The sequence below is a fragment of the Microvirga aerophila genome (assembly GCF_003332305.1).
Lineage (GTDB): Bacteria > Pseudomonadota > Alphaproteobacteria > Rhizobiales > Beijerinckiaceae > Microvirga > Microvirga aerophila.
Genome location: NZ_QOIO01000047.1, coordinates 19039 through 44222, shown reverse-complemented (window position 1 = coordinate 44222; position 25184 = coordinate 19039). Strand labels below are relative to the sequence as shown.

Sequence of the window (25184 nt, the reverse complement as noted above, 5' to 3'; positions counted from 1 at the left end):
GGCGGGAAGGCCGTGACCGGCGATGTGCGCTCGTAACCATCGAGCCGCGTATTCTGGAATGGAAAGGCGCCCTGCCAAGTGTTGGCCATCTGCCGTCCGCCGGGTGCGAACTCTTCGCCCCAGGCGAACTCGGTCCTGTCGAGTCCACCGCGGGCCGCGAACTCCCATTCGGCCTCGGTCGGCAGATCTTTGCCGACCCAACGGGCATAGGCCGCCGCGTCGGCATAGGCGACATGCACGACCGGATGGTCGTCCAGGCCCTTGATGGACGAGCCCGGGCCATAGGGACGGCGCCAGTTCACCCCGGCCTTGAACGCCCACCATTGGCTGAAGTGACGGAGATCGACTGGATAATCCGGCGGCCTGAACACGAGTGAGCCGGCATGGAGCAGGTGCGGCAGGGCAGCAGGGTAGTCCTTGGGATCGGGTGCGATTTCTGCAACCGTGACGTGCCCTGTGGCGCGGACGAAGTCGCGGAACTGGCGGTTGGTGACCGGTGTCCGGTCGATCCAGAACGCATCGACGGTGACGCGGTGGACCGGCGCCTCTTCGGGATAGTGCCTATCCGAGCCCATCCGGAACGTACCACCGGGAAGCCGGATCATGCCGTTGTCGGCCGGCTGCCTATCGAAGGCAACGTCGGTCGAAGTGACGAAATCCACATCAGTCATGGCATCCATCCTCGAAGGGGTATGCGCTGTCGGCGTGACTTGCTGGCGGACAGGACCAAGGCCTTCCCGCAGGCACGTATCCTAGACCCGTTGCCGGAGCTCGCTTGACAGCGCGGGACACTCACTTGACCGATGAGGACAGCCTTTATGAATGTTGCTTCCGTTCCGGCATGTGTGCAGTGTCGCGCCGTTCGCGGACGAGGGTCTATTGGGGTCGATCCTGAAACTGATGGAGGCAGACCCTGATTTGTGCCTCACCCTGGCCCAGCAGACCAGCGCGCGGGTCGATGGCGATCCCGGTCGACAGGAAGCGACCCAGGGTTTAACCTATGTTACCGGACGAGGGCCCGTCGCGACCCCGGTCCCGTTGCGTTGCCCTTGCGGCCGGAGATCGCCTCATGAGCAATGGCACCATCCCGGTGGTTGCGCTCTCGGGCCCGCCGCCCCGTCTGCGGCGGCGGATTGCTCTGACCTTCATGGTCATCACGATCGCTGCATGCGTCGTCGCCGCGGCCCTGTTGCTCTCCCGCGCCGCCGAGGAGCGGCACGCGATCGAGCACCGTGCGCTGGAGGCTGCCAAGGCGCTCTCCTTCGGCTTCGATCAGGAGGTCGCCGCAGTCAATTACCTGCTCAAGGGCCTGTCGAAGTCCCCGGCGCTCCTCTCCGGCGACGTCAGGGCCTTCTACGATCAGCTCAAGGCGACGCCGGTTCCGGAAGGCTCGTGGCTGGTCCTCAACGACCTCGAGCGGCAGGTCGCCAACACGTTGCGCCCGTTCGGATCGCCGCTCCCGCGGCACGTCGACTTCCCGAACTACCGCGAGGCCTTTGAGCGGATCCGGGACCGGGGATGGGCCGTCTCGGGCCGAGCGCTGGCGCCCTTGAAGGGCAGCATCGTCGTGGCCCTCAGCCTCCGGCTCGACGATGCCGAGGGCCGGATGAACGGCCATCTGACGATCATCCTGACGGAGGCGCGGCTGGGCACGATCCTCGATGACCAGACGCTGCCCGCCGGCTGGGTGAAAGGGCTCTACGACCGCAAGCTCCAGCCGATCGTGGCCGACAGGGATGGCCGCAAAGGGTCCGATCTGCCAGTTCCCGCAGCCCTGGCCAGCCGCCTCGCCGATGCGGGGCCGGACAGTACGATCACGGGGACGGTCGAGGCCACGGATGACCGTGGGGTCCCGGTCCTTGTCGCCTACCGCCGGTCGGGCGCGACGAACTGGACGAGTGTGGTCACGGTGCCGCTGGCCGATCTGAATGCACCTGTCTCCGCTGCATTGTGGCGAATGGCCGGGCCGGCATCTCTTCTCCTGCTCGCCGGAGGGATTGCCGCCTGGTTCACGGCCCGCCAAGTGGAGCAGCCGCTCCGAACGCTGTCCGATCAGGTCACGGGAGCGAAGAAGCAGGTCAGCGAATTGTCGGGGCAACTGCTCGCCCTTCAGGAAGAGGAACGCCAGCGCATTGCACGCGAGCTGCACGACTCGACGGCGCAGCACCTCGTGGCGGCGAGCCTCGGACTGGCTGGTCTCGAGAGAACGGTCGTGGCCACTCCGGCATCCCGCTCCGCGTTTGCGGAGATCGAAAGCCTGCTCAGCGAGGCGCTCAGGGAGCTGCGCATCTTCACCTATCTGCTGCATCCGCCGAACCTGGCGACTGATGGTCTCCAGGCGACATTGCGGGACTTTGCCGAGGGCTTCGCCGGGCGCACAGGGCTCGTCGCGCGGATCCGGATTCCGGAGGAGATCGATGAGCTGCCGCTGGAACTTCAGCGGGCGATCCTGCGCGTGGTGCAGGAGGCGCTGACCAACGTGCATCGGCATGCCGATGCCTCGCACGTGTCGGTCAAGGCCCGGATCACGTTTGGACGCCTGATCATCCGCATCCGCGACGACGGACATGGGATGGTGAGAAGGGACCGGTCGGACGGATCGATCCGTCTCGGGGTCGGCATTGCCGGCATGCAGGCCCGCCTGGAGCAGTTCGGCGGGACCTTAAGGATCCGGACGGGTTGGGGTGGCACCCGCCTTGTCGCGATGGTTCCAATATCCCGGAGCGGCCGTGCACGGCCGCCTGCCGGGCGCCTGAGGATGCAATGGCTGTCGGACCCCGCCGAGGCGGACTGCGACGCGCCTTCCTGAAGTTTCAGGGTCTGCCTCCCCCAGTTTCAGGGTTCTGCCCAGGTGGAGCAGTACGCTGGGAGGTGTAACCTGACTTCGGACTCGGGCTCACCGGAACTGCCGGTGGCACTGGGTCGCCGAAGGAAGGCTCGCCATGACGCGCATCCTGATCGCCGACGATCACGACGTGGTCCGCTCCGGCGTCCGGGCCATCCTGGAAGGGCATGAGGGCTGGGAGGTGGTCGGCGAGGCCCGGGACGGCAAGGAGGCCATCGACCAGGCCGTGGCCACCCGGCCCGACATCGTGGTCCTCGACTACAGCCTGCCACTGGTGAACGGCGTCGAGGCGACCCGGCAGATCCGGACCCGTCTACCCGGCGTCGAGGTGCTCATCTTCACCATGCACGATACGGACTGTCTGGTGCGGGACGTCCTCGAGGCTGGAGCCCGCGGCTTCCTGCTCAAGTCCGACGCCAGGCAGTTCCTGGTCTCGGCGGTAGAAAGCCTGGCCGCCCACAAGCCCTTCTTCACCGGCAAGGTCTCCGAGGCATTGCTCGAGACCTACCTGGCGAAGGGATGCGCGCACGAGGCGGCGCTGACCGCGCGCGAGAAGGCCGTGGTGCAACTGATCGCCGATGGCCAGACCAACAAGCAGATCGCCGACATCCTCAGCATCAGCACCAAAACCGTCGAGACGCATCGTGCCCTGGCCCTGCGCAAGCTCAACCTCGACACGACGGCAGCGCTGATCCGCTACGCAATCCGAAACGGACTGGTGGAGGCCTGATCGTGATTCTTGATCGTGACCCCCTCGGCAGGAGGTTGCCATGAGGCCGGCGTCCCAACCTGCGCTGACACCGCTGGATCAAGTGGACCTCCGCGGCCTGGCCACGGATGTGCCTGCGCAAGGAACTCTCCGGCAGGCGGTGGCGAAAGGCGTCATCCGCATCGGCGTTGCATGTGAAGTCTATCCCCTCCTGCGCGAGTTCGGGGCGGATCCCAATGCGGTGATCCGCCAGGCCGGTCTCGATCCGGAGCTGTTCGAGGACGAGAACAACATCATTCCCTATGCGGCCCTGGGCCGGGTGCTCACGGCCTGTGTCGCGCACACGCATTGTCCGCACTTCGGCCTCCTGGTCGGTCAGCGGGGATCCCTCTCGTCGCTAGGCCCGATCGGAGGCCTCATGCAACACTCGCCCACCGTCGGCGAGGCCCTGTCGGCCCTTGTCAGGCACCTGCCTCTGCATGACCGTGGCGCCACTCCCACACTGTTGGCCTACGGGGATGTGGTGGCCCTGGGCTATGCGATCTACGAGCAGGGCGTGAGGAGTCCCGAGCAGATCACGGATACAGTCATGGCGGTGGCGACGAATGTCCTGCGGACGCTGTGTGGACCCAATTGGGTGCCGGACGAGGTGCTGCTGCCCCGACACCAGCCGGCCGATCTGGGGGCCTATCGGCGCTTCTTCCGGGCGCCCGTGCGCTTCGATCAGGAAACCGCCGTCCTGGTCTTTCCGACGCGTTGCCTTGACCACCGCATTGCGGACGCGAACCCGATCTTCCGCCAGGTGTTCGAAGCCCATGTTCGGGAGCTTGAGGCGGCCGCAGCGGGCGGTTGGAAGGAGAGCCTGCGCCGCGTTCTGCGAACCGAGATCCTGACGAACCGATGCTCGGCCACGACGGTTGCGGATCGCTTTGCCGTGCATCGCCGCACCTTGAGCCGGCACCTGCAAGCCGAGGGCGCAGGTTTCCAGAGCCTTGTTGATGAGACGCGCTTCGAGATCGCACGCCAACTGCTGACCCAGACCAAGATCCCGCTCAGCGAGATTGCCGTGGCGCTTGGGTACTCCGAGGCGAGCGCCTTCACGAGGGCCTTCCGCCGCTGGTCCGGACAATCACCGGCGGCTTGGCGCCTGGAACACGGCCGGACTCAACCCGGCCACCCGGTTCCTCAACCACAGGAAAGGACCGGGAGACAGATCACCAAGGCACAAGCCCGGGATTGGATCTGACCGAGGGCCGGACGGTCGAGGCAGGGGACGGCATCCCACTATCCCTGCCCCGAATTCTGTTCCTCAGCAGTCCGCGCAGATCCCCTTCTCAACCTCGCGGTCGATCCGCCGATTTTGCCGTTCCATCTGCTGGGTGGCGATCGCATCGTTCGTCGAAAAGTCGTTCCGCGGTTGCGTCACCGCTTCCCGTTCGAGGGTTCGTTGCGAGGGGATGACGATCTCACCGTCGCGGACGGGTGGCCCGGCATCCTGAGCCCAATCCGGCGTGGTGGTTACCAGGATGCCGAGTGTAGCGAGCAACATGAGGCGCAGCATTGTCGTCTCTCCTGCGTGGGAGCCATTGCACGGCCACATTACCACCTGCGGCATAGACTGGCTTGACGGAAGAGGACAAGAAACCGACCTGTGTGGACACCGAGGCTGATCCGGACGTTGCTCTCGTCCGGCACATCGCAGGTTCCTGTCCCGAATTGCCAAGCCAGCGTCTTCATTGGTCAAGCAGCGGTGCGTCGGCGTGCCTAAGGTCCCGGCGGTCCGGGCGAAGCCGGCATAAGACGAAAGTCATGAGGGATTTGAGACATGAGACACGGAACACTTCTTGCGGCGGCCTTGATGGTCACAGCGGCCTTTGGTGCGAAGGCCCAGACGGCGACCCCGCTCTCCAGCTACGCGGACGCGAAGGGCCGGATCGACGTGCAGAAGTTGACATGCGAGCAACTTGCAGGGACCTACCAGGAGGACGCGGACCTGCTGATGACCTGGTACAGCGGCTGGTACAACGGGCTCGCCAAGAAGCACATGATCAATGTCAAGCGCGGGAAGGACCTCGAGCATCAGGTGATCGTGTATTGCAAGGAGAACCGGGACAAGAAGGTAATCCAAGCGCTCGACGTCATCTTCAAGCAAGAGAGGGAAGACTCGGCATCGCGATGACGTGAGCGCGCATTTCCCTTGGCGGAGCCGAACGGGGCACGGGCTTCCGATGGACCTTTAGATGTGCGGGCCGCCAAGGGGGCTCAGGCCTCCGGTCGACCGGGCACCGGACCATGACGCCCCGAGATCCGTGTCCGCGATCCAGAAATCACGACGGGCCTCGATCGCCTTGATGTTGCGCTTCATCCACTCATCCATGTCGAGAGCTGGCTCGGGCAGGGTTGCGGCCCGATCACTGTCCTGGGTCGGATCATAAATCCCGACCATGTGTCCGGTCGCCGCGATCCGCTTCTGATGGATGCGGGCGAGATCGTAGGTCCCGCGATAGGCATGGTAGGCCTCGCGGGCCTCCGAGCGGCCATTCACGGCCATCTCGGCCAGCCGGTTCGCGGCCTGGAGGTAGCGCTGCTCGGCTTCGGCGACGCGGGCCTGCCCGAAGTCAAAGAGCGGGATCTCTATCGTCGCCACGAAGCCATTTGTGATGGTTTTGGTCTTGCTGACGGAATCCGCCGAGACCTTGTCCGTACTCTTGTAACGGTTCTGGGCTGCCAGATCGAAGGGCGCTGACGAACCGTGTCGCCTGCGTCAGGCCCAACGACTTGGCCAGAGCCTCCAGTTCGAGCTTTGCGATCCGAAGGTCGAGGTGGTGTTGCAGGGCCTGCGCCTCGGCCTCCCGGATCGAGCGAACCCTTGCCGGTATCGCCAGAAGGTGGAGAGGGAGCTTGTAATCGACGTCGTCCTACAGGCCCATGTGGCGGGCCAGCCGCTCACACTCGATGCGAAGCTTCATCCGGGCCTCGGTGTGTTCCGTGTCGCCTGCGACGCCATCAGTCTGCGTGACCAGGCTGACCTGCTCATTCGCGGCCACGGCGCGATAGAATTGCTTTCGGGTCTCGGCCGCGAGGACGAGGGTCGCCTCCGCGGCCCGGAGCTGGGCCGCCCGGAGCAGCTCCCGGGCGATCTCGGACCGGGCTGGCAGGGTTGCCAGCGCGAGGACATTGCCGACGAGCTGGCGGGTGATTTCGACCTTCAGGTCGCCGGCCAACTGGTTGAAACCGAACCGAGGCGAGGGTGGCAGGCTCGCCTGCACGTAGTGCGCCTCCGAGATGCCGAGCTCGTTGTAAGCGGCCTGAAGCCCCCGGTTGTTCAGGAGTGCGATCTGAACCGCCGCTCCAGCCGTCAGCGGACGGTTGAGCAACGCGTTGACCCGTTCCGCCGCTGCGCGGCACTCTCGGGTTCAGTCGAGACCTTCACGGCCTCCGCTTTCAGCTCGGCGAAGGCGATGTTCCGGACGGGTGCCATTCCGCCGTCGGAGGACAGGGGGACACATCCACTGAGGCCGAGGGCCATGGCCAGGACTGATGTCAGGGTCAAAGGCCGTTCATGGCATCCCATGGCTCGAGCTTCCCGCTTTCACCGAAACCCGGTCCTCGTGGACCGAACGCACCGATGCCCACGTCAGGCTTAATCGATGGACGAACACCGACAGGTGCCGGGCACCCTGCGGTTGCCGGGGTCGGCTGCCGTCAGAACCGGGCGCTGATGCCAAGCACCGGTCCGTGCTGGAGCATGTCGAACTCGTAGCGCCTCCGGCCTTCGCCCTGGGCATAGTCCACGGAGAGCGCCCGATAGCCGATCACGCCGGAGAAGGTGACGCCCTGGTAGGTACCGAGCTCGAAGCCGTAGGCGCCGATGGCCTGCCAGGAGAAGTCGCTCCCCACGCCAAACCCACCGATATCACCGCGCAGGAAGAGCTCATGACCCGGCGCCACGGCGTAGCGCACCCGTGCCCCGATCATGGGATCGAGCCAATCGACGGAACCGGAGCGGGCGAAGGCCCGGGCTCCGGCAATCTGGAGATCGCCGACGTCGACCGCAGCCGCGATGGCCAACGAAAGGTCTGCCTCCTGATACCAGTACCGGGCTCCGCCCAGGAGGTCGAAGGCCAATGGTCCCGAGCGGGCGACCTCGTAGGCGCCGCCGACCTCAACGATGGCCATCTCGATATCCAAATTGAGGGATGTGCCGAGCGTTCCGGTCACGCCCGGCGCCAGCGCGCGGCTGCGGACGTTGCCGCCCTCGACGCCGATCTGGCTCCAAACCACATCAGTGAAGAGGGCGATGGGGCCATTGCGGGCCTCGAAGTCGCCCATCAGGGCCACGAGCGTGTCGCTCTTCTCGACGATGTCGATGAAGCTCGCATCGACCTTCACGCTGCGTCCGCGCACCGTTTGGGTTCCCTTCAGGGCGGTGAGCCAGCCATAGGGCGTGAACCGGTAGGTCCACCCGGACACGACGGGAGCCTCGCTCACGGGAGCGGGAGGCCCGAGGTCTGCGGCGAGCGTGTCTCCTGCGCCCCCGGCGAGAACGCCGAGCGGAACGACGACGCCGCACGCCAACCAGTGCGAAAGGTAATGCATCGCTCCCCCTTGGATCGCTGTTCGCTTGCTTCCCTGCTGCATAGCAGCCGAGGTTGCGCCCGAGGTCAAGGTGACAATCCATGGCAGCGAGTGGAATTATTATGGTTGCTCTCGAATACTCCTTCGGAGGGGAGCAGATCGACAGCAACATCTGCAAACCCTGAGATTGCAGCATGTCTTCCACAGTTGATGTGCAGTATTGTTGGCACGCAAAACCCCTGACATTCCAGTTCGAACGAGGCTCAGATCATCTATGGCGTGCCTGCTGGACGGTCCCAACGGAGTTCTCGCAAGCGTGTCGGAAAACAAACGTGGGCTTGCCGTGCAGCCATTTCAGGCAAGATACCATCTTAAGCGCGGCAATCGGCTGGCGAGTCCATGAGCGAAGACTGCTGGTTCCACGAAGAAGCCTGCAACGGGGGTTCCCGCGAGACCGTACTCACATTGGAGGGCTGCCGATGCGCCATACCTGTGTCGTCGTCGTCATTGCCGCTGTTGCATCCCTGGTCATCCCTGTGCAGGCCGAGGCCCAGACCCGCCAACGAGAAGCCCGACAAGCCCTGGGACAAGGAGGTCCACTGGTCTTGCGGGTGACGCCCCGCAGCTTCCTGGATCCGGGAAACGTTGTTCCGGTTGGCTCGATCAATCCGGGCTACACCGGCTACGGGCAAGCGCAATCCTATCTGCGAAGCCCGCCCTACATGCAGAACAACGAACGCTTCAGTGGCGGCGGCAACCTGCCGGACCCCGTCACGAATGGCCCCTTCGTCGGATCGCGCAACCCCTTTGACCCGGTTGACTACGCGGCGCCGTCCGGCTTGGCGCGTTAAGCGGGCGTGACGTCAACACGCGATTCGGCGGCTGCCAGACACCCGAACGGCATCGTGTGCCAGCGGACAAGCAAAAAGGCCCGGACGAACCGGGCCTTTTCTGCTGCGCGCAGCGGATCTCAGTAGGTGCCGAACTTGAAGTTCAGCTTGGCACGCGCCACGAAGAAGTCGTTGTTGTCATCGTTATCGAAGGCCGGCGCAACCACCGCCACGGGCCCCCCGCCGCCGACGGGCGTGAACGTGCCAATGGACTGGCCGATGTTGTCATCATCATCGTCGAAGCCGAGCCACAGCCCTTCCAGGCCGAAGGTCACCGCCGAAGAGCCGAACAAGTTCACCGGCAGCGCCCATTCGACACCGCCGCCGACAGCCCAGCCGGTGCTGTCGTCGGTGTAGGCGAGACCGCCGGTGGCGTAGACGAGAACCCGGTCGAACGCCACACCGAGGCGACCACGAACCGAGCCCCACCATTCCGGTGCGTTGCTGTTGAACACCCCCGGCACGAAGCTGCCGGCAAAGCCGGTGGCCGGGATGAACACGGCATCGAAGTTCTGGTCCGTATCGGCCCACTGAATGTCGGTTTCAACACCGACCACGAACGAGCCGATCTGGTAGTTATAGCCGATCTGGCCGCCGCCGGTGAAGCCACCGTCATCGTTGTTGTTGAAGATCAGCGTGCCCGCGAGGCCTGCCGGAATCCCTGGTCCAGGAGCCAGGAACACCGGCTCCCGGTCGCTGTCACGCCAGCCCCAGCCGGCGTTCACACCGGCGTAGAAACCCGTCCAGGTAAAGACCGGAACCGGTGGAATGTAGGGAGGAGGCGCCGCGCGGACGGGAAGGTCCGCGGCTGATGCGGCCGAGAAGGCAAGGGTCGAAATGGCCGTTGCGACCAGAAGACTGGAAACACACTTCCTCATGATGGTCACCCCTTTGTGTGAGGACTAAACAGTCCACTCTAGGAGCTTTCCGCAAAGCAAAGCTATTGCAAATCTGCAACACTCTTTGTTATTCTTAGAGTATACGGCAGTTAAAAAAGAAATACTACTTATGGATAGCTTAGGAATACATGAATAAATTGAAAGATTATTATAACTATACCAGACATTACATAGCTGAAATTGACACTCGACCTCTTGTGTGTCCTACTCGAGCTGTTTTCGGATTGTCATCCCGAAGGCGAGGAGAACACTGAACCCTGCCTCTTACAAGAGGCAGGGTTTTTTCTGTCTGCAATTTCTCCCGCCGACCGCCACATGCAATCGTCCCTTGTTGCAGCAGATCCCAAATTCAGGCACGCTCAGGAAGCGCTTCGCAACCACGATGAAACAGAACAGCCTGCGTGTCCGCGTCAGGCGTCGGATGGACCTTTATCGGGCACACTCCACGTGAGCCCGGATGTCGGAGCCCTCGGCCAGGACGGTCGGGCTGCAAAAAGGACCCCGTTCGGTCTCTTCCGAACGGGGCCGAGTCAGCGGAGGTCTCAGCAAAGGGATAGAGCGGGGATCAGGACCTCCGGGAGCCAATTTGCCCGATCGGAAGCGTGTTGCTTGACCGATGAAGACAGCCGCTGAACGTCTTGAGACAATCTGAATTTTCAACGCGAGTCTCATCAGTTCCGCAACGTGCCCGCAATGGCTTTCCAGACTCCGTTCGTTGTCCTGACGAGTGCCGGACTGGTCAGCTCGGTCGGAGGCTGCGTCCGTTTCTCTCCGGCTACGACGAGAACGGCCACCCAGATCTCGCCATCGGTGTAGTAGGGATCGCCTTCGCCGTTGCGGCCATTCAGCGTCGGACCGACCCCGGACACCTGGTAGCGCATCGTGACCATTCCGGCTCGAACCAGGTCATCGAGCAGTCCGTCACGCTCGGTGTCGATGTCCGGCGCGATGTGATGAGTCACCTGGCCGGTGTACCGGCTCAGGCCAACGCCGCGATCGAACGTCACCGATCCGAGCCAGACGATCCGGTCTTCCTGACCACTCTCCAGCACCTTCCAGAAACGCACGTGATGGCGCTGGTCGGCGCTCGATCCGACGGGCTTCTCGTAGGCGAGGTCCTCCCGCCGCCCTTGATAGAAGAGAGGACTAACCGGCGCCTCGTTGTCGGGCCGGTGGAGAAGGACGCTGTCAATGATCCCGAGACTGCTTCGCAACGTGATCGGATTGGCCGGAAACCAACCGGCCGCATGCATAGCGCGGACGACATCCTCCTGCGATCCGACAAGACCGACGTTGAGCGCATCTCCCGGGATGCCTTGCTCGGTGTGCGTCACCATGGGCCGGCCTGCGAGCCCGCGCTGGTGTTCATAGTGGGTCCACACCGATGGCAACGCCACATAGGCCAGCAGGGCATACCCGCCGATCAGGATGACCGTGATGAGCAATCCCTTGCGGATCCGGGTGGCGACCCGGCTTGCTCCACGACGGGGGCTGCTCATCACAGGTCCTCCAGGGTGGAGGCGATCCAAACTTGGATCGTGAACGGAGCTTGTTGGGACATGACAACCTCTCGGCCTTTTGGGTTTAGGTTTCGGGCGCCGCCGGTCAGCGCGGGCTCAGCGCGGGCGAGGGACCGTTCGCCTTGGGGGCCGATTCCGGCCCCGGGCATGGCTCGCCCGCCAGGCCGAGGGGGCCCGCCCAGACCAGCGGCGGAAGGCCCGGGTGAAGGCGCTAGGTTCCGAGAACCTCAGCATGATCGAGATCTGATCCAGGGCCATGTCGGTGTTGGTCAGCAGGTCACACGCGATCGCGAACCGCATCTCATCGGCCACCTGTTGGAATGAGACACCCTCGCGGGCTAGGTGTCGGCTCAAGGTGCGGTGGTGCATCGAGAACCGCCGGGCAATCTCAGTCACGGTGCAAGGCCCCTTCAGCAATTCGGTCCGGAGCACGCGACGCAAATCTTCACTGAGGCGAGGCGAATGGCCATCTGACCGCGGCTCGATTTGCTCGCCGCGTCCTGACGTCATCCCCGTCGGCCGATGCCGGCGACGACCAAAGCAGACCCCATGACGAGCCTCGTCCGGTTCCGGTGCAGGTCGGGCTGGCCCGCGACCGGGTGCAGTTCCCCATCTTATCCGCTCCACGCCCATTCCGCTTGATCGATCAGGACGTTCCGTTGACAGATTGGGACAATGGAACGGTGAATGCGTGCGTGACGTCACGATCCGCGCTCTGGCGCTATGGCCGCGGATAGATCTTCCTCAGCGTGGCCCTCCAGCTATCCTTGCGAGTCTTAGAAGCCCGCGTCCCCGGCAGACGATGTCTGCGCGGTGAGCCGGTTGCGCATCTGCGTTGGTGTGTGTCCCGTCCATCGCTTGAATGCATGGGTGAATGCGCTGATCTCCTGAAAGCCCAATAGCCAGGCGATGCGGGAAATTGGGAGGCCGGCATCGGCCAGGTAATGACGCGCTAGATCCTTGCGCATCTCCTCCCGGATTCCAAGAAAGGTCAGGCTCTCCGCCGCTAGGCGCCGCGCCAGCGTGCGCTCGCTCATGCCGAGCGCCCGCGCCACCTCACCCGCGCGGGCGCGGCCGTGGGGTAGGAGCGGAGCGACGGCGTTTTCCACGCTCGCGCGGATGGGGCTTGCCGGATTGCCCCGCCGGGACAAGGCCTCCTCGCAGTATTGGACGAGCAGCTCATTGAGATAGGGCTCGGCCTCCGCAAGCCGACGCTGCGGGGTCGGGCGGGCGAAGGTGACCTCATCATGGTCGGAGGCAAAGGTCACCTCGCAGCCGAAGAAGGCCTCGAGATAGCCTGATGCGCCGCAGCGCGGATGGGCGAGGCTGACCCGAATGGGCCTCAGGTCGGTGTCCGTCAGGGTGCGACAGATCCGGACAAGCGCCGTAGCCCAGAATTCGATCTGATGGCGGTCCGTGTGTCGTGACACGCCGACATAGCTATAGCGAATGCGGAAATCGCCTCCCTCCTGGCACCACAGCCGGATCCCTTCATTGGTGATGGTGCTGTACCGTTCGGCGCGGGCCATGGCCTCCCCGAGCGTCGCCGAGGACGCGAGCACGAAGTAGAGCAGGCCAACCTCACGTGGCTCAAAGCCTTGGGCAAGATGGAAACCGAGCAGGTCATCTGGCAGCGCCTCCGCCACCAGGTTCAGGAAAGAGATCTGGGCTGCAACAGCCACGCGGGCCTGCCGGTCCTGAATCTGGGATGCAGTCAGGCCGACCTTGTGCAGGAGGGGGCCGAGATCAAGGCCTGCTTCGGTGACACGGGCTGCGGCCAAGCGGGCAATGGCGCCGGTCGCGCTGGGCGGCATCATCATGGGTGTCAGGGGCACGCCATGCATCAGGCCCTCCTCACCGCAGCAAACTCCCAGACCCCAGGCCAGAGACGGGAACTGGCAAGCCTTTGGCCGAGGATAGCAAGACTTGGTCAAAACGTCTCGGGTACCACCGCGTCTTCAGCCGCGGACGATTGGCTGTGGGACGGCAGGAGCGTTTTTCCTAGCCATGGCTCAACCCGCCCGCAGCACCGGACATCCTCGTGCCAATGGAGAATCGAAATGCCGCAGCCGCGCGCGGCGCCAGAGGGCGACGCCACTGGTGACTATGCATGCCGTGATTGGATCGAGCAGCAGATCGTCCGCGCGTATGTGCGGCTCGCCCTGAGCAATGATGCAGATTGCTCCCGGACCGTCACGCTCGCTCGGTTGAGCGATCTTGAGGTTCGTCTGACCGAGGCGCCCTGGATCGAACAGCCTGACCTGCCGCCGTTCTGGCTGGAGATCAATTTGCTCACGACCGGCTCGACCATCGACAGCACCGGCTGCTTTGAATTCGGCGAGGACGAACTGGAGGCCGTCGTCGACTTGGTCTGCGAGGCCAAGGACCGCCATCAGGCCCAGAACTGAAGACAATCACGGGCACTCCCAGGGTTGGATGTTGGGGGCCGTCGAGCCGCGCGGCAGGATGGGACAAGGACATGAAAACCGAACCAAGCAAGAAATGGGATCCGACGGTTGCTGCGTTCTGCGGTGCCATGGTTGGTATGACGCTGGCGATAGCGCTCGAAGCCCGCGACATTTGCGCAGGCCGCTTCGATGACGTGGATCCCTTCGTTCACATCGTAACAGAACTGGCGGTGTTTGCCTCCGGCGGCGCAATGCTATTTGCCGCCGTTGCCGGACTGCGCAATCGCAATCGAAGATCGTTCCGGACGAACCGCCGCTGGTAGCAAACCATCGGCTCCGGCCCATCGGATCGCAACCAGTGTTGTAACAAAGCAATCATTCAACTCGGGCCTCCAGGCTCGGTCGCTTCTCTGTTGCATGCCGGATGACACTCCACAGAGCATGCATCCCGACGCATCTTCGGCGAAGCCTCCGCTCGCACTGCCCAGTCCTGTTTTTGCCTAGCGGGCGCCACCCCTCGTCCGGACGGTGTGCGAAAAGCGCGGATCAGGATCATGCCCTGCGGCGGCTGACTCGCCTTCCTGAGCCTTCACACGCTGGATGGATCGTCTAGGGGTCCATGCCATGCACATCCCGATACAGCAGCCAGATCTGCTCGCCCCGGAGGACAATCCTCTCAAGGTCCAAGAGGATCATGAGGCCGGTGAACGGTTCGTCGATGCTTCGCCCCGGAACACTGGCCGCTCCCACGGTGCCGGCATCAATCGCCATGATGGCTCCGGAGAGAGTGTCCGAGGCTTCGAGCATCTGCCAAGGCTCTCACCGCCAAATGCCGAAGCCCAAGCGCAAACCCAAGCTGAAATCCCGGAGTGTAGCGGTGTGCATTCCCAAACAGGGACCCATCGGAACTACGCTTCCGATCGAGGCTGCGGCTTGGAGCCGTCGGCGCGAACCTTGCACTCCTCTTCCTTTGCGAGACCTTCGAGGTGCTCGGCCGTCTCAAGGAGTTGTTCGCGCGCTTCGTCGATCGCGATCCTCTCGACAATCGTCCGAATCTCCTGTGCCTGCCGGCGATACTCGGCAGCTTGAGCAAGTCGATCGACGGACATGCCTGGCCTTTACTCGTCCGGGGGGATCGGCCCGGCCCGTTCGACCTGGATTGAGACCGTCACGGCGAGGACCGGCTGACGATGCTCATCCCTCACCTCAATCCTAATGTCGTCTGGGACCGCACTTTGCATCTTGAGCAACCGGTCCCGCGTCAGATCTGCCGCGGTGCGCATGACTGCGATCTCGGCAGTGCGGTGACTGCCGATCTCAGAGCCAACCTCGTCGCGGCTGGAATCCGAACCTAGGTAGAAGTCGAAATAGAAGCGCGGCATCGGCGATATGAACCGGAAAGAGCGAATGAACTGGTAATCGAAACGGCATCCCGCCCGCCGGCGCTCTTTGGTGGCTGCCTTCAGGCGGGCGGGTTCGGCACCGGTATTGCATCCGCGGACCGACGGAACGGTTATTAGCGGGGAAAGCATCGACGCGCCTTGCTGTCATCGGCCAATGACTTGCTTGTTTGAGACAGACTTGCTGCGTCGGTTTGGCTGGAGCCGGACCGGCCTGGCGAGACACCGATCCGTCCGCGGACGTAACCGAACGACAGTGCCGCGGCTCGGTAGGCTCGTCGAGCATGAAGGTCCCTGAGCTTGCGTCGTCTGGCGGTGGTGCATGTCTCGAAACGTCAAGCCGATGGCTCGGAAGGTCAAGCGGATGGTGCAGGCTGGTGTAATCTCAACCTCATTCGACCGTACGGTAGGCACGTTGATTGTCGATTGGGCCGCGTCGAATAGAACAGCCAGCGACGACAACGAAACCCGCAAGAGCCGATCCCTCACAATTGACGACAAACCGCGTGAACATGGAACGCCTGTTATGATCATTGCCAACAAACTGAACATTGCCGCGCTTGCTCTGAGTGCCGCCTTCTTCGCGTCGGCGGGACCCGCGCTTGCTCAATCCTCTGTCAGAGTCGGGACGCTCGCCTGCGACGTCTCTGCCGGCATCGGCCTGTTCGTCGTCCAGAAACAGACCCTTCTCTGCACCTTCACGCCGAACGGAGGCGGACCAACCGATGCTTATACAGGCAAGATCGACGACTTCGGTGTTGCCCTTGGCGAAGTCACAGCGGGACATTTCGTGTGGGGCGTCATCGCCGCGGCGCCGGGTCTGCCCAGGGGCGCGTTGGCAGGAACCTATGCCGGCCTCGGCGCCGAGGCCACGCTTGGCGTTGGGCTCGGCGTCAATGTGCTCACTGGTGGCACGGGCCGTGCGTTCTCCCTACAACCCATTTCGGTCGAGGGGCAAACCGGTCTCAACATCGCGGGTGGTGTGACGACCGTGACGCTCGTTCCAGCCAATTCGTAAATCGTTGAGGACGACCCACTGGTGCACCTAGCTGGATGAGTCCCACGTTTGTCGGAGATTATGGTAACACCGCGCATGCCTGGAACAGATCGGCAAGGACAAGACATCGGCACAGCTTCCTTTCAGACATAGTTTCAGTGTCTGAAAGGCTTTTACAACGAGCCGAGATCTTGGGTCGTCAAGTTCTTGTCTCGTTCGGTCAGGCAGGCACTGCTGGAATGAGGGATACTTCCGCCCGGATGTCATCTCCCGCCGTGCGGCATGAACCCGTCGGGGCAGGACAGGACTGGGATCCTCATTCCGGAGTCATCACGATGCACCGTTATCGCCAACTCCTCATCCTCGGTTCGTTGATCACCGCGGTTCCTGCTCTGGCGCAGGAATGCAATCGGCGGCTCGCGCCCTCGGGAGAGATTCAAATCCCGTTCGGGGCAGCGATTGATCGGATGCTCGACTGCAATACCGTACCACCCCCAGACAGATGACCAACGCGCCAAGCAGATCGACCAGGAGGTCATGAAGGGCATCTGCACGGGGTGCTGAGCACCGATGTGTCGATCATGACGGAGCTTCGATCATGAAATTGCTGAACCGCTTCCTGCAACGCCTCGTGATCCTTGGATTGGGTGTTCTTTCTGTCTGGTTAATCGTCTTCGTGGTCTTTGACACTGCGGACCAAAGGCTGCCATGGATTCTGGCTGTGGGCCTCACCTACGGCGTCGCCGCCTACGTCATCCTCCCGCGGATCATTCGCATGGGCCTCAAGCTTCTCCACCGGAAACGGGTGCCCAGCTTCACGACAACAGGCGATGGTTTGCCGGGTGATCCCGTCAACGTGGCGCTCGTCGGAACGCTCGCAGAGCTTCGCGCGGCTTTCGCGGCCCTCGGCTGGTCAGAGGCGGACCGGCTGGGCCTCGCCAGCTCCTGGGGCATGGTCCGGGCTTTTGTGCTCAACTCGCCCTATCCGACCGCCCCGTTCAGCACCCTCTATCTGTTCGGCCGCGGCCAGGACGTCGGGTTCCAGAAGGCAATCGACAACAGCCCCCGCAAGCGCCATCACATAAGGTTCTGGTCCTTGAGCCTCGCACGGGCCGAGGAGACCTGGGCCCGGGGAGCGGCGAGCTTCTGGCTTAACACCGACCGCCCACCGGACGACGAGCGCGTTCTCTGGGTTGGGGCTGGCACGAGAGATACGGGCCTGTCCTTGACGCATCTCACGTTCCAGGTCACCCACGCCACGGATTCGGATACGAACTTCGAGCGTGACTTCATCATCGCTGAGCTGGAGAACATTGGGTCCATTGAGGCGGTGAAGGTGTATCAGGCCGGCCAATGTCTCGCCGCGGAACGGGTCAACCACTACACGACCGACGGACGAGTGACGTTGGCGAGCCTTGTGGTCAAGGCCAATTGATGCGGCTCACGCGGCTTCGAAAAGAGGGTTCGGAAGGACTACGCCTGGACTCGGGCGTTGATGAGCTCCGGCAGCCACAAGCAGCCTGCGCCGGACATGGGCGCGGAGCCTGGCCATGTCCAATCGGAATCGAGATCGGCGGGACGCCAATCGATTTCGGCAGCCAGCTCGTGAAAGCTCCAGCGGGTTTTTGCCCCATCGCAGCCGTGCTCATCTCCCTTGGCTGAGGATGCTGCCGCGTGTTGTGACTGCCCGGGCCGACTGCTCGAGGGGGGCTATCCCGCCGAAGCCATGGGCGACGGCGTCGAACGTTGTGCCCAACCACATGCAACCCAAGAGGTGTACTGGAAGGTCTGGAAATAGCACTCCTGCGACGAAATAGCTTGGTCCGCTTCGGCGCTCATGAGCCGATGTTCGTTGAGCGGCCGGAACGTGAAAGGCTGATCCGAAGCGGTCCTTCCAATCGGCTCGTCCAACGCAGGCGAGCCTAGGTGATAGTCATGTCTCAGGAAACCTCAGGCTGTATCCCGGGACGTGCAATCACGGCTTCATGCGGCGCCGGGCTGGGAGACTCCTCCGCAGGTTGACCGACCTCTCCTCGTCCAGGCGCCACCGGCTTTGGGGCGGATACGCCCGATGCGACCGGCACTGGTACGATATTCGGCGCGGCCAGGGACTTGCGCATCGCAAACCGCAGGATGACACCGAGCGATGCGGCGACCGGGATCGCGACCAGCAGGCCCACGAAACCGAACAGGTACCCGAAGGCGAACAGCGCGAACATCAGCCAGACCGGATTGAGATTGACGCGGGTGCCGATGATCCGCGGCGACAGCACATAATCGGCAAGCGTTTCGCCGAGCAGGAATATGCCAGCCACGACAGCTAGGGGGGTCCAGTCGGGCCCGAACTGGGCAATCGCGACGCACGCTGCGACGACGAAGCCGACGCCCAGCCCGAGATAGGGGACAAAGCTGATCAAGCCGGCCGTGAGGCCGATCAGGATGGCATGGTTGAGCCCGGTCAGCCGCAAGGCCCCTGCGTAGAATGCGGCCAGGATGAGGCAGATGACGATCTGCCCGCGCACGAAGCCGGCCACCGTGTCGTGGATCTCCCGCCCGAGGGCGCGGACCTCCTGGCGCTGCCCTGCGGGCAACCAGCCGTCGATTGTCGCGATCATCCCGTCCCAGTCCGCCAGGAGGTAGATGCTGACGATCGGGACCACGACCAGCAGCGAGAGAAGGGAGAGCAAGGCCTTCCCGCCCGACCAAGCCGAGCGGACGAGGTCATCGAGCCAGGCAGAGCCCATCGCGGCCATTGTGTGGGTGATCGATTCCTCGATCCGGAGTTCCTGGCCCATGACCTTGTGCAGCCAGGGCCGACCGGTGTCGGCGACGAGGGACTGGACCCGGGTGACATAGCGGGGGAACTCGTCAATGAAGAACCGCAGTTCGCCGAGAAGGGCCGGGAGCATCACCAGCAGCAGGCCAACGAAGCCGACGGCCAGCAGCAGGATGAGGATGAGGGCAGCCAACCCACGATTGATCCCGGCCTGCTCCAGTTTGTCGACGACCGGGACGAGCAGGTAGGCGAGCGCCATGCCGACGGCGAACGGCAGCAGGATCTCACGCAACAGTACCAGCATCAGCAGTACGATGAGGGCGATCGTGATCCAGAAAACGGTGGGGCGGGCAACCGTCATTGCTTCCCTCCTGGGCGCGGATCGTCCCGGACTGCCCCTATGGACTGATCGGGAAGACAGTCTTCCAGTCCCGTTTCATGTCGACCACGGTCCATCGGTCCACCGTCGCGGCATCGAGCGCCTTGTCGAGCTTGCCCACATGCGACTGGCGGTCGTAGGCATATCCCCGCTCCGCATCGGTGTGATGCACCACGACGCCAAGCCTGCGCTTCCCCGCCTCGGTTGTCCATTGCAGCATCTCGAGATCGCCGTCCGAGTTCCCGAAGGCCGCGATGGGCCGTCGGCCGATCTCCTGGTTGATGCCAACGGGCTTGCCAGGGCCATCGTCGATGAAATCGACCGGGGGCAAGCGGAACAGCGTCGGCCGGCCGTCGCGGCGCTCGTACTTCGTGGCGATGCGCGAGCCGACGACCTGCTCGGGCGGGATGCCGTAGCGCTCCTCGGCAAAGGCCCGGATGAACTCGGCTCCCCCGCCGGACGCGATGAAGGTCTTGAACCCGTTCGTCCGCAAATAGGCGAGAACCTCCAGCATCGGCTGGTAGACAAGCTCGTCGTAGCGGCGGCCGAAGCGGGGGTGTCTGGCGGTCGCGAGCCATTCCTTGACCGTCTGCCGGAACTCCTCCGGCGTCATGCCGGCATGCGTCGCGGCGACGATCTCGACCGATCCCTTCTCGCCGGCGGCTGCGAGTGCCGCCATGTTGCCTTCGAGCACCGCCTCGAAGGGCTGCGTGTCCCGCCATTCCGGATGTTGCGGCGCCAGCACCTTGACGCGGTCCAGCGCAAAGGCGAACTGCACGTAGATCGGCTGCTCGATCAACAGCGTGCCGTCGTTGTCGAAGGTAGCGATCCGCTCAGGCTCCGGAACGAAGTCGAGGGATCCTTCCCGGGTCACGTCCGTGACGAAGGCGATGACAGCCTGTTTCGCAGGACCGTCGTTCCATGAAGGCAGCGGGCCGGTCTGGGCGACGGCGACCGGGATCCAAGTTACGAGCAGGGCAAGAGTGCCAAGCCAGGACGGGCGAGCGCGCATGTGTGCCTCCCGTTCCAGTATTCATTCAATGCATTGACGCGAGCGCAGCGTCAGAAGTCGTCGGACCCGTCCTTGCACCGGTAGCCGATGAAGCATTGCGGGTTGTTGGAGCTCGGCACCCAGGCCCGCTCCGGGAAGTGGTCGACCAGGCATTCCGCACTGCTCCTGACAAAACGGGCATAGGTAGAGGAGCTGGTGTCGAGCACGACCGCACCGTCCTTCAGCACGAGCTGGCGGTTGGCCGAGCAGGTCCGCTGCGACGTGGGTGGTCTGACCTGGGCCGTGGCGGCCGTGGCCGTCAGGGCGAGAGCAGAGATTGCAAGCAGACATCTCATCATCATTTCCTCTTAGGTCCAGAAGCCAGCGACCCGCTCGACGAACCAGAAAGCCGCCAGCCCGCCGATCGCGTAGGTCGCACATGGCAGCGCGTATCGTCCGACTGCCGTCGGGAGCGGCAGTCGGCGGGCGAGGGCGATGGCGCCCAGAACCACCGCGATGAAGGCCAGTTGGCCGAGCTCCACCCCGAGGTTGAACGAGAACAGGGCCAGCGGAATGTCGCCCTGCGGGAGTCCGAGATCCGTCAGCGCGCCCGCAAAACCGAACCCGTGCAGCAGGCCGAAGGAGAACGCCACCAGCCATGGCCAGCGGGCCGTGAGGCTCGGCTCGCCCCTCCCGGCGCGGACGATCTCGTAGGCGAGAAGGAGGATGCTGAGCGCGATGGTGGCCTCGACCGGCGGGCCCGGCACATCCACGTAGCCGAGGGTCGCCAGCGACAGCGTGATCGAGTGCGCGAGCGTGAACGCGGTTACCGTCCAGAGAAGCACCCGCAGATCCCTGACGATGAGGACGAGCGCCAGCACGAACAGCAGGTGGTCGAAGCCGAACAGGATGTGCTCGATCCCATGCACGAGATAGGCCGCCGCCACCCCGAACGGCCCCTGCCGGACCTCGACATCCAGCCACGGCCGCGACGGTCGCACGAGCGTCGTCGCATGGGTGCCGTCGAGGGCCTGGATGCGGACGAGGACATCCGCGATGGTGCCCTGGAGGCCGACGAACGCGATCCGCTTGCCGCCGAGACCGCCGTCGGCCGCGACGAGCCGGCGCTCGATCACCGAATCGGGCAGCTCGCGTCGGGCCGACTCCGTCACGTTGCGGATGCCCTCCGCAAAGCCCAGCCGCACCGGCAGCGGCAGTCCGGAGAGGAGCGGCGTGCGCCACAGCACCGCGTAGCGTCCGGGTGCCGTCTCGGTGATCTCGAGATAGGCCGGCCGTGCGTCATGGGCGGACGCAGGAACCACGCCCGCCAGGACAGCCCACAGGCCGATCAGAAGGGCCGCCAGGGGCCGCCATGCGGATCCGGTGCTCATGGCTTGGCCTCCCCATCATCCGGCAGGATGACGGTGTAGCGCGCCCGCATCGTCTCGAACGCGGTCTGCTTGGAGCGGGCGCGTTGCTCGGCGGTCCACTCCGCCCTGACCTCGCCCTCGACCTCCTCGAAGGCGGGAACGCGGGACGGTGTCATCGCGCCGACGAACACGAGATGCCAGCCGTAGCCCGACGCGATCGGCCCCTGCCAGGTACCCGGCTTGACCTCGAACAGCGCCTTGGCAAAGGCCGGGCCGAAGACGCCGGCAAGCTGCGTCGGTGAGCGGTCGCCGTAGAAGTCCTGGAACATGAACGGATCGCCCAGCCCTGCCGTGGACTGCCGGGATCGGGCCGGCATCGTCTCGAGGGCTTTGGCCGCCACCTCCCTGGTGCCCTCGCCGTGGCGGTCGGCGGAGAAATAGACGTGCGTGAACGAGACCCGGGGCGTCGAGGCGAAGGAATCGGAATGCTCCCGGAACCACGTCTCAAGCTCCTGTCGCGTCGGTTCCCGCAGGGCTGCGGCGTCCTCGGCGAGGAAGTCCATCTTCTGCGCCAGCCGGCGCTTGACGATGGTGTCATCGCGGTCGAGGCCAAGGGCCAGGGCCTCCCGGTACAGGATCTCCTCGCGTACCTTAGCCTCGACGAGGCTTGCCACCTGTTCGGGCGCGGGAGCCGGCCGTCCCTGCGCCATCCAGGCCACCGTCATCGGGCGCAGGTCGTCCTGCGTCAGCACGATCCGGCCCTCTTTCGGAGCGTCGGCCGAGGGGTTGAGCACTCGGTAGAACCCGAACAGCGCGACGCCGGCAAGCATGAAGTGGAACAGGGGATCGCGAAGCCATCGGCGGGTCCACCGGGGCGGGATCTGCTCTTTTGCTGCTTCCATCATGGTCACATCCTCGGGCAATCAGGATTTCGACTTGGAACCTGCCGACCGGCGCGAAGTCGCCGGCGCGCTGCGTGATTCCGCTCAGGGCGTTGTCGGGCTGACGTCCATCTCGTAGTTCGCGAAGCCGAACTCGTTGCTGCGTGCGCCATAGTACTTGTTCCCGAGCTGGTAGACGGCGACCTCATAGGGCGAGTTCATCAGCGTGGTGATGATCTTGCCGCCCTTGATCTCGTAGCCCGCGGGCGCGCCGATCTCGCCGCTGTGCAGGACGTCGCCGATCTCGCCCGGTTCGGGCGCGACCCCGTCGATCCCGGTGATTAGCCGCCGGCCCGAGGCCGCATAGATGATCGTAAAGGTCTGCCCGGTCACGGTGTTGCGCACGTTCAGCGTCTTGCTGACGATCAGCGCCTTGATCTCGTCGTCCGTCAGGGCCTTCGCCCCACGCTGCACCAGGTCGGTCACCGTCTGGCCTTGGGAAGCACTCTTGCGGACCTCGGCGCTTGGCGTGTACCAGATCGGCGAGCTCCAGGCGCGCTCCTGCAGCGTCGCGGCGACGTTGGCCGGCGGCTGCTGGCCGAGCTGGCGGGCCTGGATCGTCGTCCAGCGCGGCGTCGGGATCTCCAGCACCCGGGCGTAGTAGAACGCATCCACGCCCGGCTCGAACTCGGGATCGGTCCACACCGTCTTGAGCTCAACCGCCCCGATGGAATTCCGGTAGCCCAGGTTCATCCCTTCGCCGACGCTGCCGGCTGGCGCGCGCTCGTCGCCGCGCGTGCGGACATCCTCGGCGATCCGTTCGACGCGCGCCTCGACAGAGGTTCCCTGCGGGCGGGGCTCGATGGCGGCGACGTCGACCGTGTTGCCGACGGGCGGCAGTTGCCCGTCGACCTCGCTCACCGTCCGCTCGCCGGACCAGATCACGTCGAACACCTTCTCGAAGCTCTGGCCGTTCTTGGACCAGCCCTTGACGATCTGAACCCGGTCGAGGTTGCCTGAGGTCGGGTCCTTCACCGCCCAGACGGCAAAGGTCGGCCTGCCGGCCGTGATCGGCGGCAGGTCCCCGCCCATCGGTACGGCCCTCGCATAGGCGGCCTTCACCCAGTCGCGGTCGCGCTGCATGTCGGAGGCGAGGTCGTAGCCGCCGAAGAAGCGCAGCTTGATGCGCGGCCCGCTGGTGGCGAAGGTCTCCTTGCGCTGCATGGCCTCGAACAGCGATGCCCGCGTGTTCTCCTCGGCCCAGATGCCGGTCAGCCCGGCCGGGTTCTCGAACTTCGTGTCGAGGCCCGCGAAGACGTTGCCCAGACGGACCTGCGCCGTGCCGTCGTTCTTGGCATGGCCGCCGAAGAAGTTGTCCTGCCGGTAGGGCACTCCGGTGTTGTGCGAATCCGAGCCGCCGACGAGGCCGAACTTGTACGGGTTGTAGCCCCGGGCGCCCTGCATCGAGAGACCGTCCTTGTAGGCCTGGCGGATGTAGCTGCCGGGGATGTGCGGGATGCGGCCGGCTGGATCGCCGAGCAGGTAGGTCAGCACCTCGAAGTTGGCGAACTCGTCGTTCGGAAACAGGAACGGATGGGTCTCGGACTGTCCCTTGATCTGCTTGATCTCGGACAGGCGCTCGTTGCGCAGGCGCGACTCGGCCCAGGCGGCGTCGATGGGCCGGCCCTTCTCGTCGACCTCGGTCGGGAACATGTGTCCGTCGCTCAGGTTCGCGTTGTGCGAGATCGCCAGAAGCTCGTTGCGGGCCTTACGCTGGCCGTCCATCCAGGCCCAGAGATCCTCCGGGTTCGTGGAGTCGATGGAGCTGAACGGCATCGGCGGGACCTTGGCGCAGTCCTTGAAGAAGACGTTGCGGTGCATGTTCCGGTTGTTCGGCGTCGAGGTCCATTCGTAGGCGCAGAACGCCGTGAACGTGCCCGGCTTGTTGTAGCGGTCGGCGATGGCGTTGTTCTCCTTCCACACCGTGCCGGCGATCTCGGGGACGAGGAGCTCCTTGACCGGCTTGTTGTCGATCATGCTGGTGCCGAGCCAAAGATAGACCCTCTGGATATCGGCCTTGGTGCGGACCTTCAGCTTCTCGGCAATCGGCAGCTTGCTGATCGGGGAGCTCGGATCGTTCGCCAGCCGCACGGTGCCGACGTACTCGGAGTGGTCCGTGACGCCCATCCAGTCGAGCGGCGTATCGATCTTAATGGTGTAGCCCAGCGGATGCCGGATCGGCTCGCCGGTTGCGTAGGCGTAGGCCTCCGCTGGCCCGGTCATGGTGTTGCCGAAGATGTAGGCGTCGAAGGACCAGCCGGTGTGGACGTGGGTTTCGCCGAAGAAGGCCTCGCGCTCGGGATTGGCCTGGGCCAGTGCCGATGCTGTCATCAGGCCGAGGGCGACGCCGCCGAGCAGCGCTTCACGAAGTTTCAGGGTACGGGTCTGCATGTTGTCCTCCATTGCGTTTCCGCGACTGGAGCACCCCCGAGGCCTGAACGGCCGTGCCGTGCGCCGGATGCCTGTCCGGCTACAGTGGCA

Annotated in this window: 27 protein-coding genes; 9 read left to right on the top strand and 18 right to left on the bottom strand. The window is 64.3% G+C overall.

Going from position 1 to position 25184, the window contains the following annotated elements; all coding sequences use genetic code 11:
- Positions 1-605: SUMF1/EgtB/PvdO family nonheme iron enzyme (locus tag DRB19_RS21795; protein WP_162815797.1), on the bottom strand; the 605-nt coding region annotated here is incomplete at its 3' end.
- 464 nt (positions 606-1069) lie between these two features.
- On the opposite strand from DRB19_RS21795, the gene DRB19_RS21790 reads away from it, so the two are divergent.
- From DRB19_RS21790 to DRB19_RS21780, 3 genes are all read left to right on the top strand, one after another.
- The gene (locus DRB19_RS21790) at positions 1070-2809 is read left to right on the top strand and encodes a sensor histidine kinase (RefSeq protein WP_147023385.1); all 1740 of its coding nucleotides are present in this window, start codon (positions 1070-1072) and stop codon (positions 2807-2809) included.
- 133 nt (positions 2810-2942) lie between these two features.
- Positions 2943-3575 (top strand): response regulator, encoded by a 633-nt coding sequence (locus DRB19_RS21785; RefSeq protein WP_114188127.1) that lies wholly within the window; start codon positions 2943-2945, stop codon positions 3573-3575.
- Positions 3576-3615: 40 nt separating this feature from the next.
- Entirely contained in the window at positions 3616-4800 is a 1185-nt protein-coding gene (locus DRB19_RS21780) for an AraC family transcriptional regulator (RefSeq protein ID WP_114188126.1), read from the top strand.
- Between the two features lie 63 nt (positions 4801-4863).
- Here the strand turns inward: DRB19_RS21780 and DRB19_RS21775 are convergent, their stop codons facing one another.
- Positions 4864-5115, bottom strand: a complete 252-nt coding sequence (locus tag DRB19_RS21775; protein ID WP_114188125.1) for a hypothetical protein — start codon at positions 5113-5115, stop codon at positions 4864-4866.
- Between the two features lie 264 nt (positions 5116-5379).
- On the opposite strand from DRB19_RS21775, the gene DRB19_RS21770 reads away from it, so the two are divergent.
- Positions 5380-5733 (top strand): HdeA/HdeB family chaperone, encoded by a 354-nt coding sequence (locus tag DRB19_RS21770; protein ID WP_114188124.1) that lies wholly within the window; start codon positions 5380-5382, stop codon positions 5731-5733.
- 57 nt (positions 5734-5790) lie between these two features.
- On the opposite strand, the gene DRB19_RS21765 is transcribed toward DRB19_RS21770, so the two are convergent.
- The 3 genes from DRB19_RS21765 to DRB19_RS21755 form a co-directional block, all read right to left on the bottom strand.
- Positions 5791-6201 (bottom strand): TolC family protein, encoded by a 411-nt coding sequence (locus DRB19_RS21765; RefSeq protein WP_162815796.1) that lies wholly within the window; start codon positions 6199-6201, stop codon positions 5791-5793.
- A 271-nt stretch (positions 6202-6472) separates the two neighbouring features.
- Entirely contained in the window at positions 6473-6931 is a 459-nt protein-coding gene (locus tag DRB19_RS21760; protein ID WP_114188122.1) for a TolC family protein, read from the bottom strand.
- Between the two features lie 328 nt (positions 6932-7259).
- Positions 7260-8153 carry a hypothetical protein gene (locus DRB19_RS21755; RefSeq protein WP_114188121.1) on the bottom strand — a complete coding sequence of 298 codons (894 nt, stop codon included), beginning with the start codon at positions 8151-8153 and terminating at the stop codon, positions 7260-7262.
- Positions 8154-8611: 458 nt separating this feature from the next.
- Between DRB19_RS21755 and DRB19_RS21750 the strand changes: the two genes are divergently transcribed.
- Positions 8612-8983 carry a hypothetical protein gene (locus DRB19_RS21750; RefSeq protein WP_114188120.1) on the top strand — a complete coding sequence of 124 codons (372 nt, stop codon included), beginning with the start codon at positions 8612-8614 and terminating at the stop codon, positions 8981-8983.
- Between the two features lie 119 nt (positions 8984-9102).
- Here DRB19_RS21750 and DRB19_RS21745 read toward each other — a convergent pair whose 3' ends face one another.
- From DRB19_RS21745 to DRB19_RS21730, 4 genes are all read right to left on the bottom strand, one after another.
- Positions 9103-9900, bottom strand: a complete 798-nt coding sequence (locus DRB19_RS21745) for an outer membrane protein (protein ID WP_114188135.1) — start codon at positions 9898-9900, stop codon at positions 9103-9105.
- Between the two features lie 692 nt (positions 9901-10592).
- Entirely contained in the window at positions 10593-11420 is an 828-nt protein-coding gene (locus tag DRB19_RS21740) for an LssY C-terminal domain-containing protein (RefSeq protein ID WP_114188119.1), read from the bottom strand.
- A gap of 117 nt (positions 11421-11537) precedes the next feature.
- Positions 11538-11837, bottom strand: a complete 300-nt coding sequence (locus DRB19_RS21735) for a helix-turn-helix domain-containing protein (protein WP_245439728.1) — start codon at positions 11835-11837, stop codon at positions 11538-11540.
- A gap of 380 nt (positions 11838-12217) precedes the next feature.
- Entirely contained in the window at positions 12218-13285 is a 1068-nt protein-coding gene (locus tag DRB19_RS21730; RefSeq protein WP_245439726.1) for an AraC family transcriptional regulator, read from the bottom strand.
- A 216-nt stretch (positions 13286-13501) separates the two neighbouring features.
- Between DRB19_RS21730 and DRB19_RS21725 the strand changes: the two genes are divergently transcribed.
- Entirely contained in the window at positions 13502-13849 is a 348-nt protein-coding gene (locus DRB19_RS21725; RefSeq protein WP_114188117.1) for a hypothetical protein, read from the top strand.
- A gap of 71 nt (positions 13850-13920) precedes the next feature.
- Entirely contained in the window at positions 13921-14172 is a 252-nt protein-coding gene (locus DRB19_RS21720; protein ID WP_114188116.1) for a hypothetical protein, read from the top strand.
- 286 nt (positions 14173-14458) lie between these two features.
- Here DRB19_RS21720 and DRB19_RS21715 read toward each other — a convergent pair whose 3' ends face one another.
- From DRB19_RS21715 to DRB19_RS30090, 3 genes are all read right to left on the bottom strand, one after another.
- Positions 14459-14656 carry a hypothetical protein gene (locus DRB19_RS21715; RefSeq protein ID WP_114188115.1) on the bottom strand — a complete coding sequence of 66 codons (198 nt, stop codon included), beginning with the start codon at positions 14654-14656 and terminating at the stop codon, positions 14459-14461.
- Positions 14657-14757: 101 nt separating this feature from the next.
- Positions 14758-14958, bottom strand: a complete 201-nt coding sequence (locus tag DRB19_RS21710) for a hypothetical protein (protein ID WP_114188114.1) — start codon at positions 14956-14958, stop codon at positions 14758-14760.
- Between the two features lie 9 nt (positions 14959-14967).
- Positions 14968-15231, bottom strand: coding sequence for a DUF6894 family protein (locus tag DRB19_RS30090; protein ID WP_162815795.1), 264 nt, complete (start codon positions 15229-15231; stop codon positions 14968-14970).
- 544 nt (positions 15232-15775) lie between these two features.
- Between DRB19_RS30090 and DRB19_RS21700 the strand changes: the two genes are divergently transcribed.
- Complete coding sequence (locus DRB19_RS21700; protein ID WP_114188133.1) at positions 15776-16267, top strand: DUF992 domain-containing protein; 492 nt, start codon at positions 15776-15778, stop codon at positions 16265-16267.
- A 577-nt stretch (positions 16268-16844) separates the two neighbouring features.
- Entirely contained in the window at positions 16845-17681 is an 837-nt protein-coding gene (locus DRB19_RS21695; protein ID WP_114188112.1) for an LssY C-terminal domain-containing protein, read from the top strand.
- A gap of 505 nt (positions 17682-18186) precedes the next feature.
- On the opposite strand, the gene DRB19_RS21685 is transcribed toward DRB19_RS21695, so the two are convergent.
- From DRB19_RS21685 to DRB19_RS31245, 6 genes are all read right to left on the bottom strand, one after another.
- Complete coding sequence (locus DRB19_RS21685) at positions 18187-19383, bottom strand: AI-2E family transporter (RefSeq protein WP_114188110.1); 1197 nt, start codon at positions 19381-19383, stop codon at positions 18187-18189.
- Positions 19384-19420: 37 nt separating this feature from the next.
- Positions 19421-20413, bottom strand: coding sequence for an HAD family hydrolase (locus DRB19_RS21680; RefSeq protein ID WP_114188109.1), 993 nt, complete (start codon positions 20411-20413; stop codon positions 19421-19423).
- A 50-nt stretch (positions 20414-20463) separates the two neighbouring features.
- Positions 20464-20748, bottom strand: coding sequence for a hypothetical protein (locus DRB19_RS21675; RefSeq protein WP_245439725.1), 285 nt, complete (start codon positions 20746-20748; stop codon positions 20464-20466).
- Positions 20749-20760: 12 nt separating this feature from the next.
- A complete protein-coding gene (locus DRB19_RS21670; RefSeq protein WP_114188107.1) occupies positions 20761-21783 on the bottom strand; it encodes a HupE/UreJ family protein in 1023 nt (340 codons plus the stop codon).
- A complete protein-coding gene (locus tag DRB19_RS21665; protein ID WP_147021923.1) occupies positions 21780-22667 on the bottom strand; it encodes a peptidyl-prolyl cis-trans isomerase in 888 nt (295 codons plus the stop codon). The genes DRB19_RS21670 and DRB19_RS21665 overlap by 4 nt, the downstream gene beginning before the upstream one ends.
- An 81-nt stretch (positions 22668-22748) precedes the next feature.
- Positions 22749-25034 carry a DUF3604 domain-containing protein gene (locus DRB19_RS31245; RefSeq protein ID WP_245439733.1) on the bottom strand — a complete coding sequence of 762 codons (2286 nt, stop codon included), beginning with the start codon at positions 25032-25034 and terminating at the stop codon, positions 22749-22751.
- Between the last annotated feature and the right edge of the window lie 150 nt (positions 25035-25184).

Coding starts and splice junctions, on each gene's coding strand:
- DRB19_RS21790 (WP_147023385.1), top strand. CDS start 1,070: ATGAGCAATGGCACCATCCCGGTGGTTGCGCTCTCGGGCCCGCCGCCC.
- DRB19_RS21785 (WP_114188127.1), top strand. CDS start 2,943: ATGACGCGCATCCTGATCGCCGACGATCACGACGTGGTCCGCTCCGGC.
- DRB19_RS21780 (WP_114188126.1), top strand. CDS start 3,616: ATGAGGCCGGCGTCCCAACCTGCGCTGACACCGCTGGATCAAGTGGAC.
- DRB19_RS21775 (WP_114188125.1), bottom strand. CDS start 5,115: ATGCTGCGCCTCATGTTGCTCGCTACACTCGGCATCCTGGTAACCACC.
- DRB19_RS21770 (WP_114188124.1), top strand. CDS start 5,380: ATGAGACACGGAACACTTCTTGCGGCGGCCTTGATGGTCACAGCGGCC.
- DRB19_RS21755 (WP_114188121.1), bottom strand. CDS start 8,153: ATGCATTACCTTTCGCACTGGTTGGCGTGCGGCGTCGTCGTTCCGCTC.
- DRB19_RS21750 (WP_114188120.1), top strand. CDS start 8,612: ATGCGCCATACCTGTGTCGTCGTCGTCATTGCCGCTGTTGCATCCCTG.
- DRB19_RS21745 (WP_114188135.1), bottom strand. CDS start 9,900: ATGAGGAAGTGTGTTTCCAGTCTTCTGGTCGCAACGGCCATTTCGACC.
- DRB19_RS21740 (WP_114188119.1), bottom strand. CDS start 11,420: ATGAGCAGCCCCCGTCGTGGAGCAAGCCGGGTCGCCACCCGGATCCGC.
- DRB19_RS21730 (WP_245439726.1), bottom strand. CDS start 13,285: ATGCATGGCGTGCCCCTGACACCCATGATGATGCCGCCCAGCGCGACC.
- DRB19_RS21725 (WP_114188117.1), top strand. CDS start 13,502: ATGCCGCAGCCGCGCGCGGCGCCAGAGGGCGACGCCACTGGTGACTAT.
- DRB19_RS21720 (WP_114188116.1), top strand. CDS start 13,921: ATGAAAACCGAACCAAGCAAGAAATGGGATCCGACGGTTGCTGCGTTC.
- DRB19_RS21715 (WP_114188115.1), bottom strand. CDS start 14,656: ATGCTCGAAGCCTCGGACACTCTCTCCGGAGCCATCATGGCGATTGAT.
- DRB19_RS21710 (WP_114188114.1), bottom strand. CDS start 14,958: ATGTCCGTCGATCGACTTGCTCAAGCTGCCGAGTATCGCCGGCAGGCA.
- DRB19_RS30090 (WP_162815795.1), bottom strand. CDS start 15,231: ATGCCGCGCTTCTATTTCGACTTCTACCTAGGTTCGGATTCCAGCCGC.
- DRB19_RS21700 (WP_114188133.1), top strand. CDS start 15,776: ATGATCATTGCCAACAAACTGAACATTGCCGCGCTTGCTCTGAGTGCC.
- DRB19_RS21695 (WP_114188112.1), top strand. CDS start 16,845: ATGAAATTGCTGAACCGCTTCCTGCAACGCCTCGTGATCCTTGGATTG.
- DRB19_RS21685 (WP_114188110.1), bottom strand. CDS start 19,383: ATGACGGTTGCCCGCCCCACCGTTTTCTGGATCACGATCGCCCTCATC.
- DRB19_RS21680 (WP_114188109.1), bottom strand. CDS start 20,413: ATGCGCGCTCGCCCGTCCTGGCTTGGCACTCTTGCCCTGCTCGTAACT.
- DRB19_RS21675 (WP_245439725.1), bottom strand. CDS start 20,748: ATGAGATGTCTGCTTGCAATCTCTGCTCTCGCCCTGACGGCCACGGCC.
- DRB19_RS21670 (WP_114188107.1), bottom strand. CDS start 21,783: ATGAGCACCGGATCCGCATGGCGGCCCCTGGCGGCCCTTCTGATCGGC.
- DRB19_RS21665 (WP_147021923.1), bottom strand. CDS start 22,667: ATGATGGAAGCAGCAAAAGAGCAGATCCCGCCCCGGTGGACCCGCCGA.
- DRB19_RS31245 (WP_245439733.1), bottom strand. CDS start 25,034: ATGACAGCATCGGCACTGGCCCAGGCCAATCCCGAGCGCGAGGCCTTC.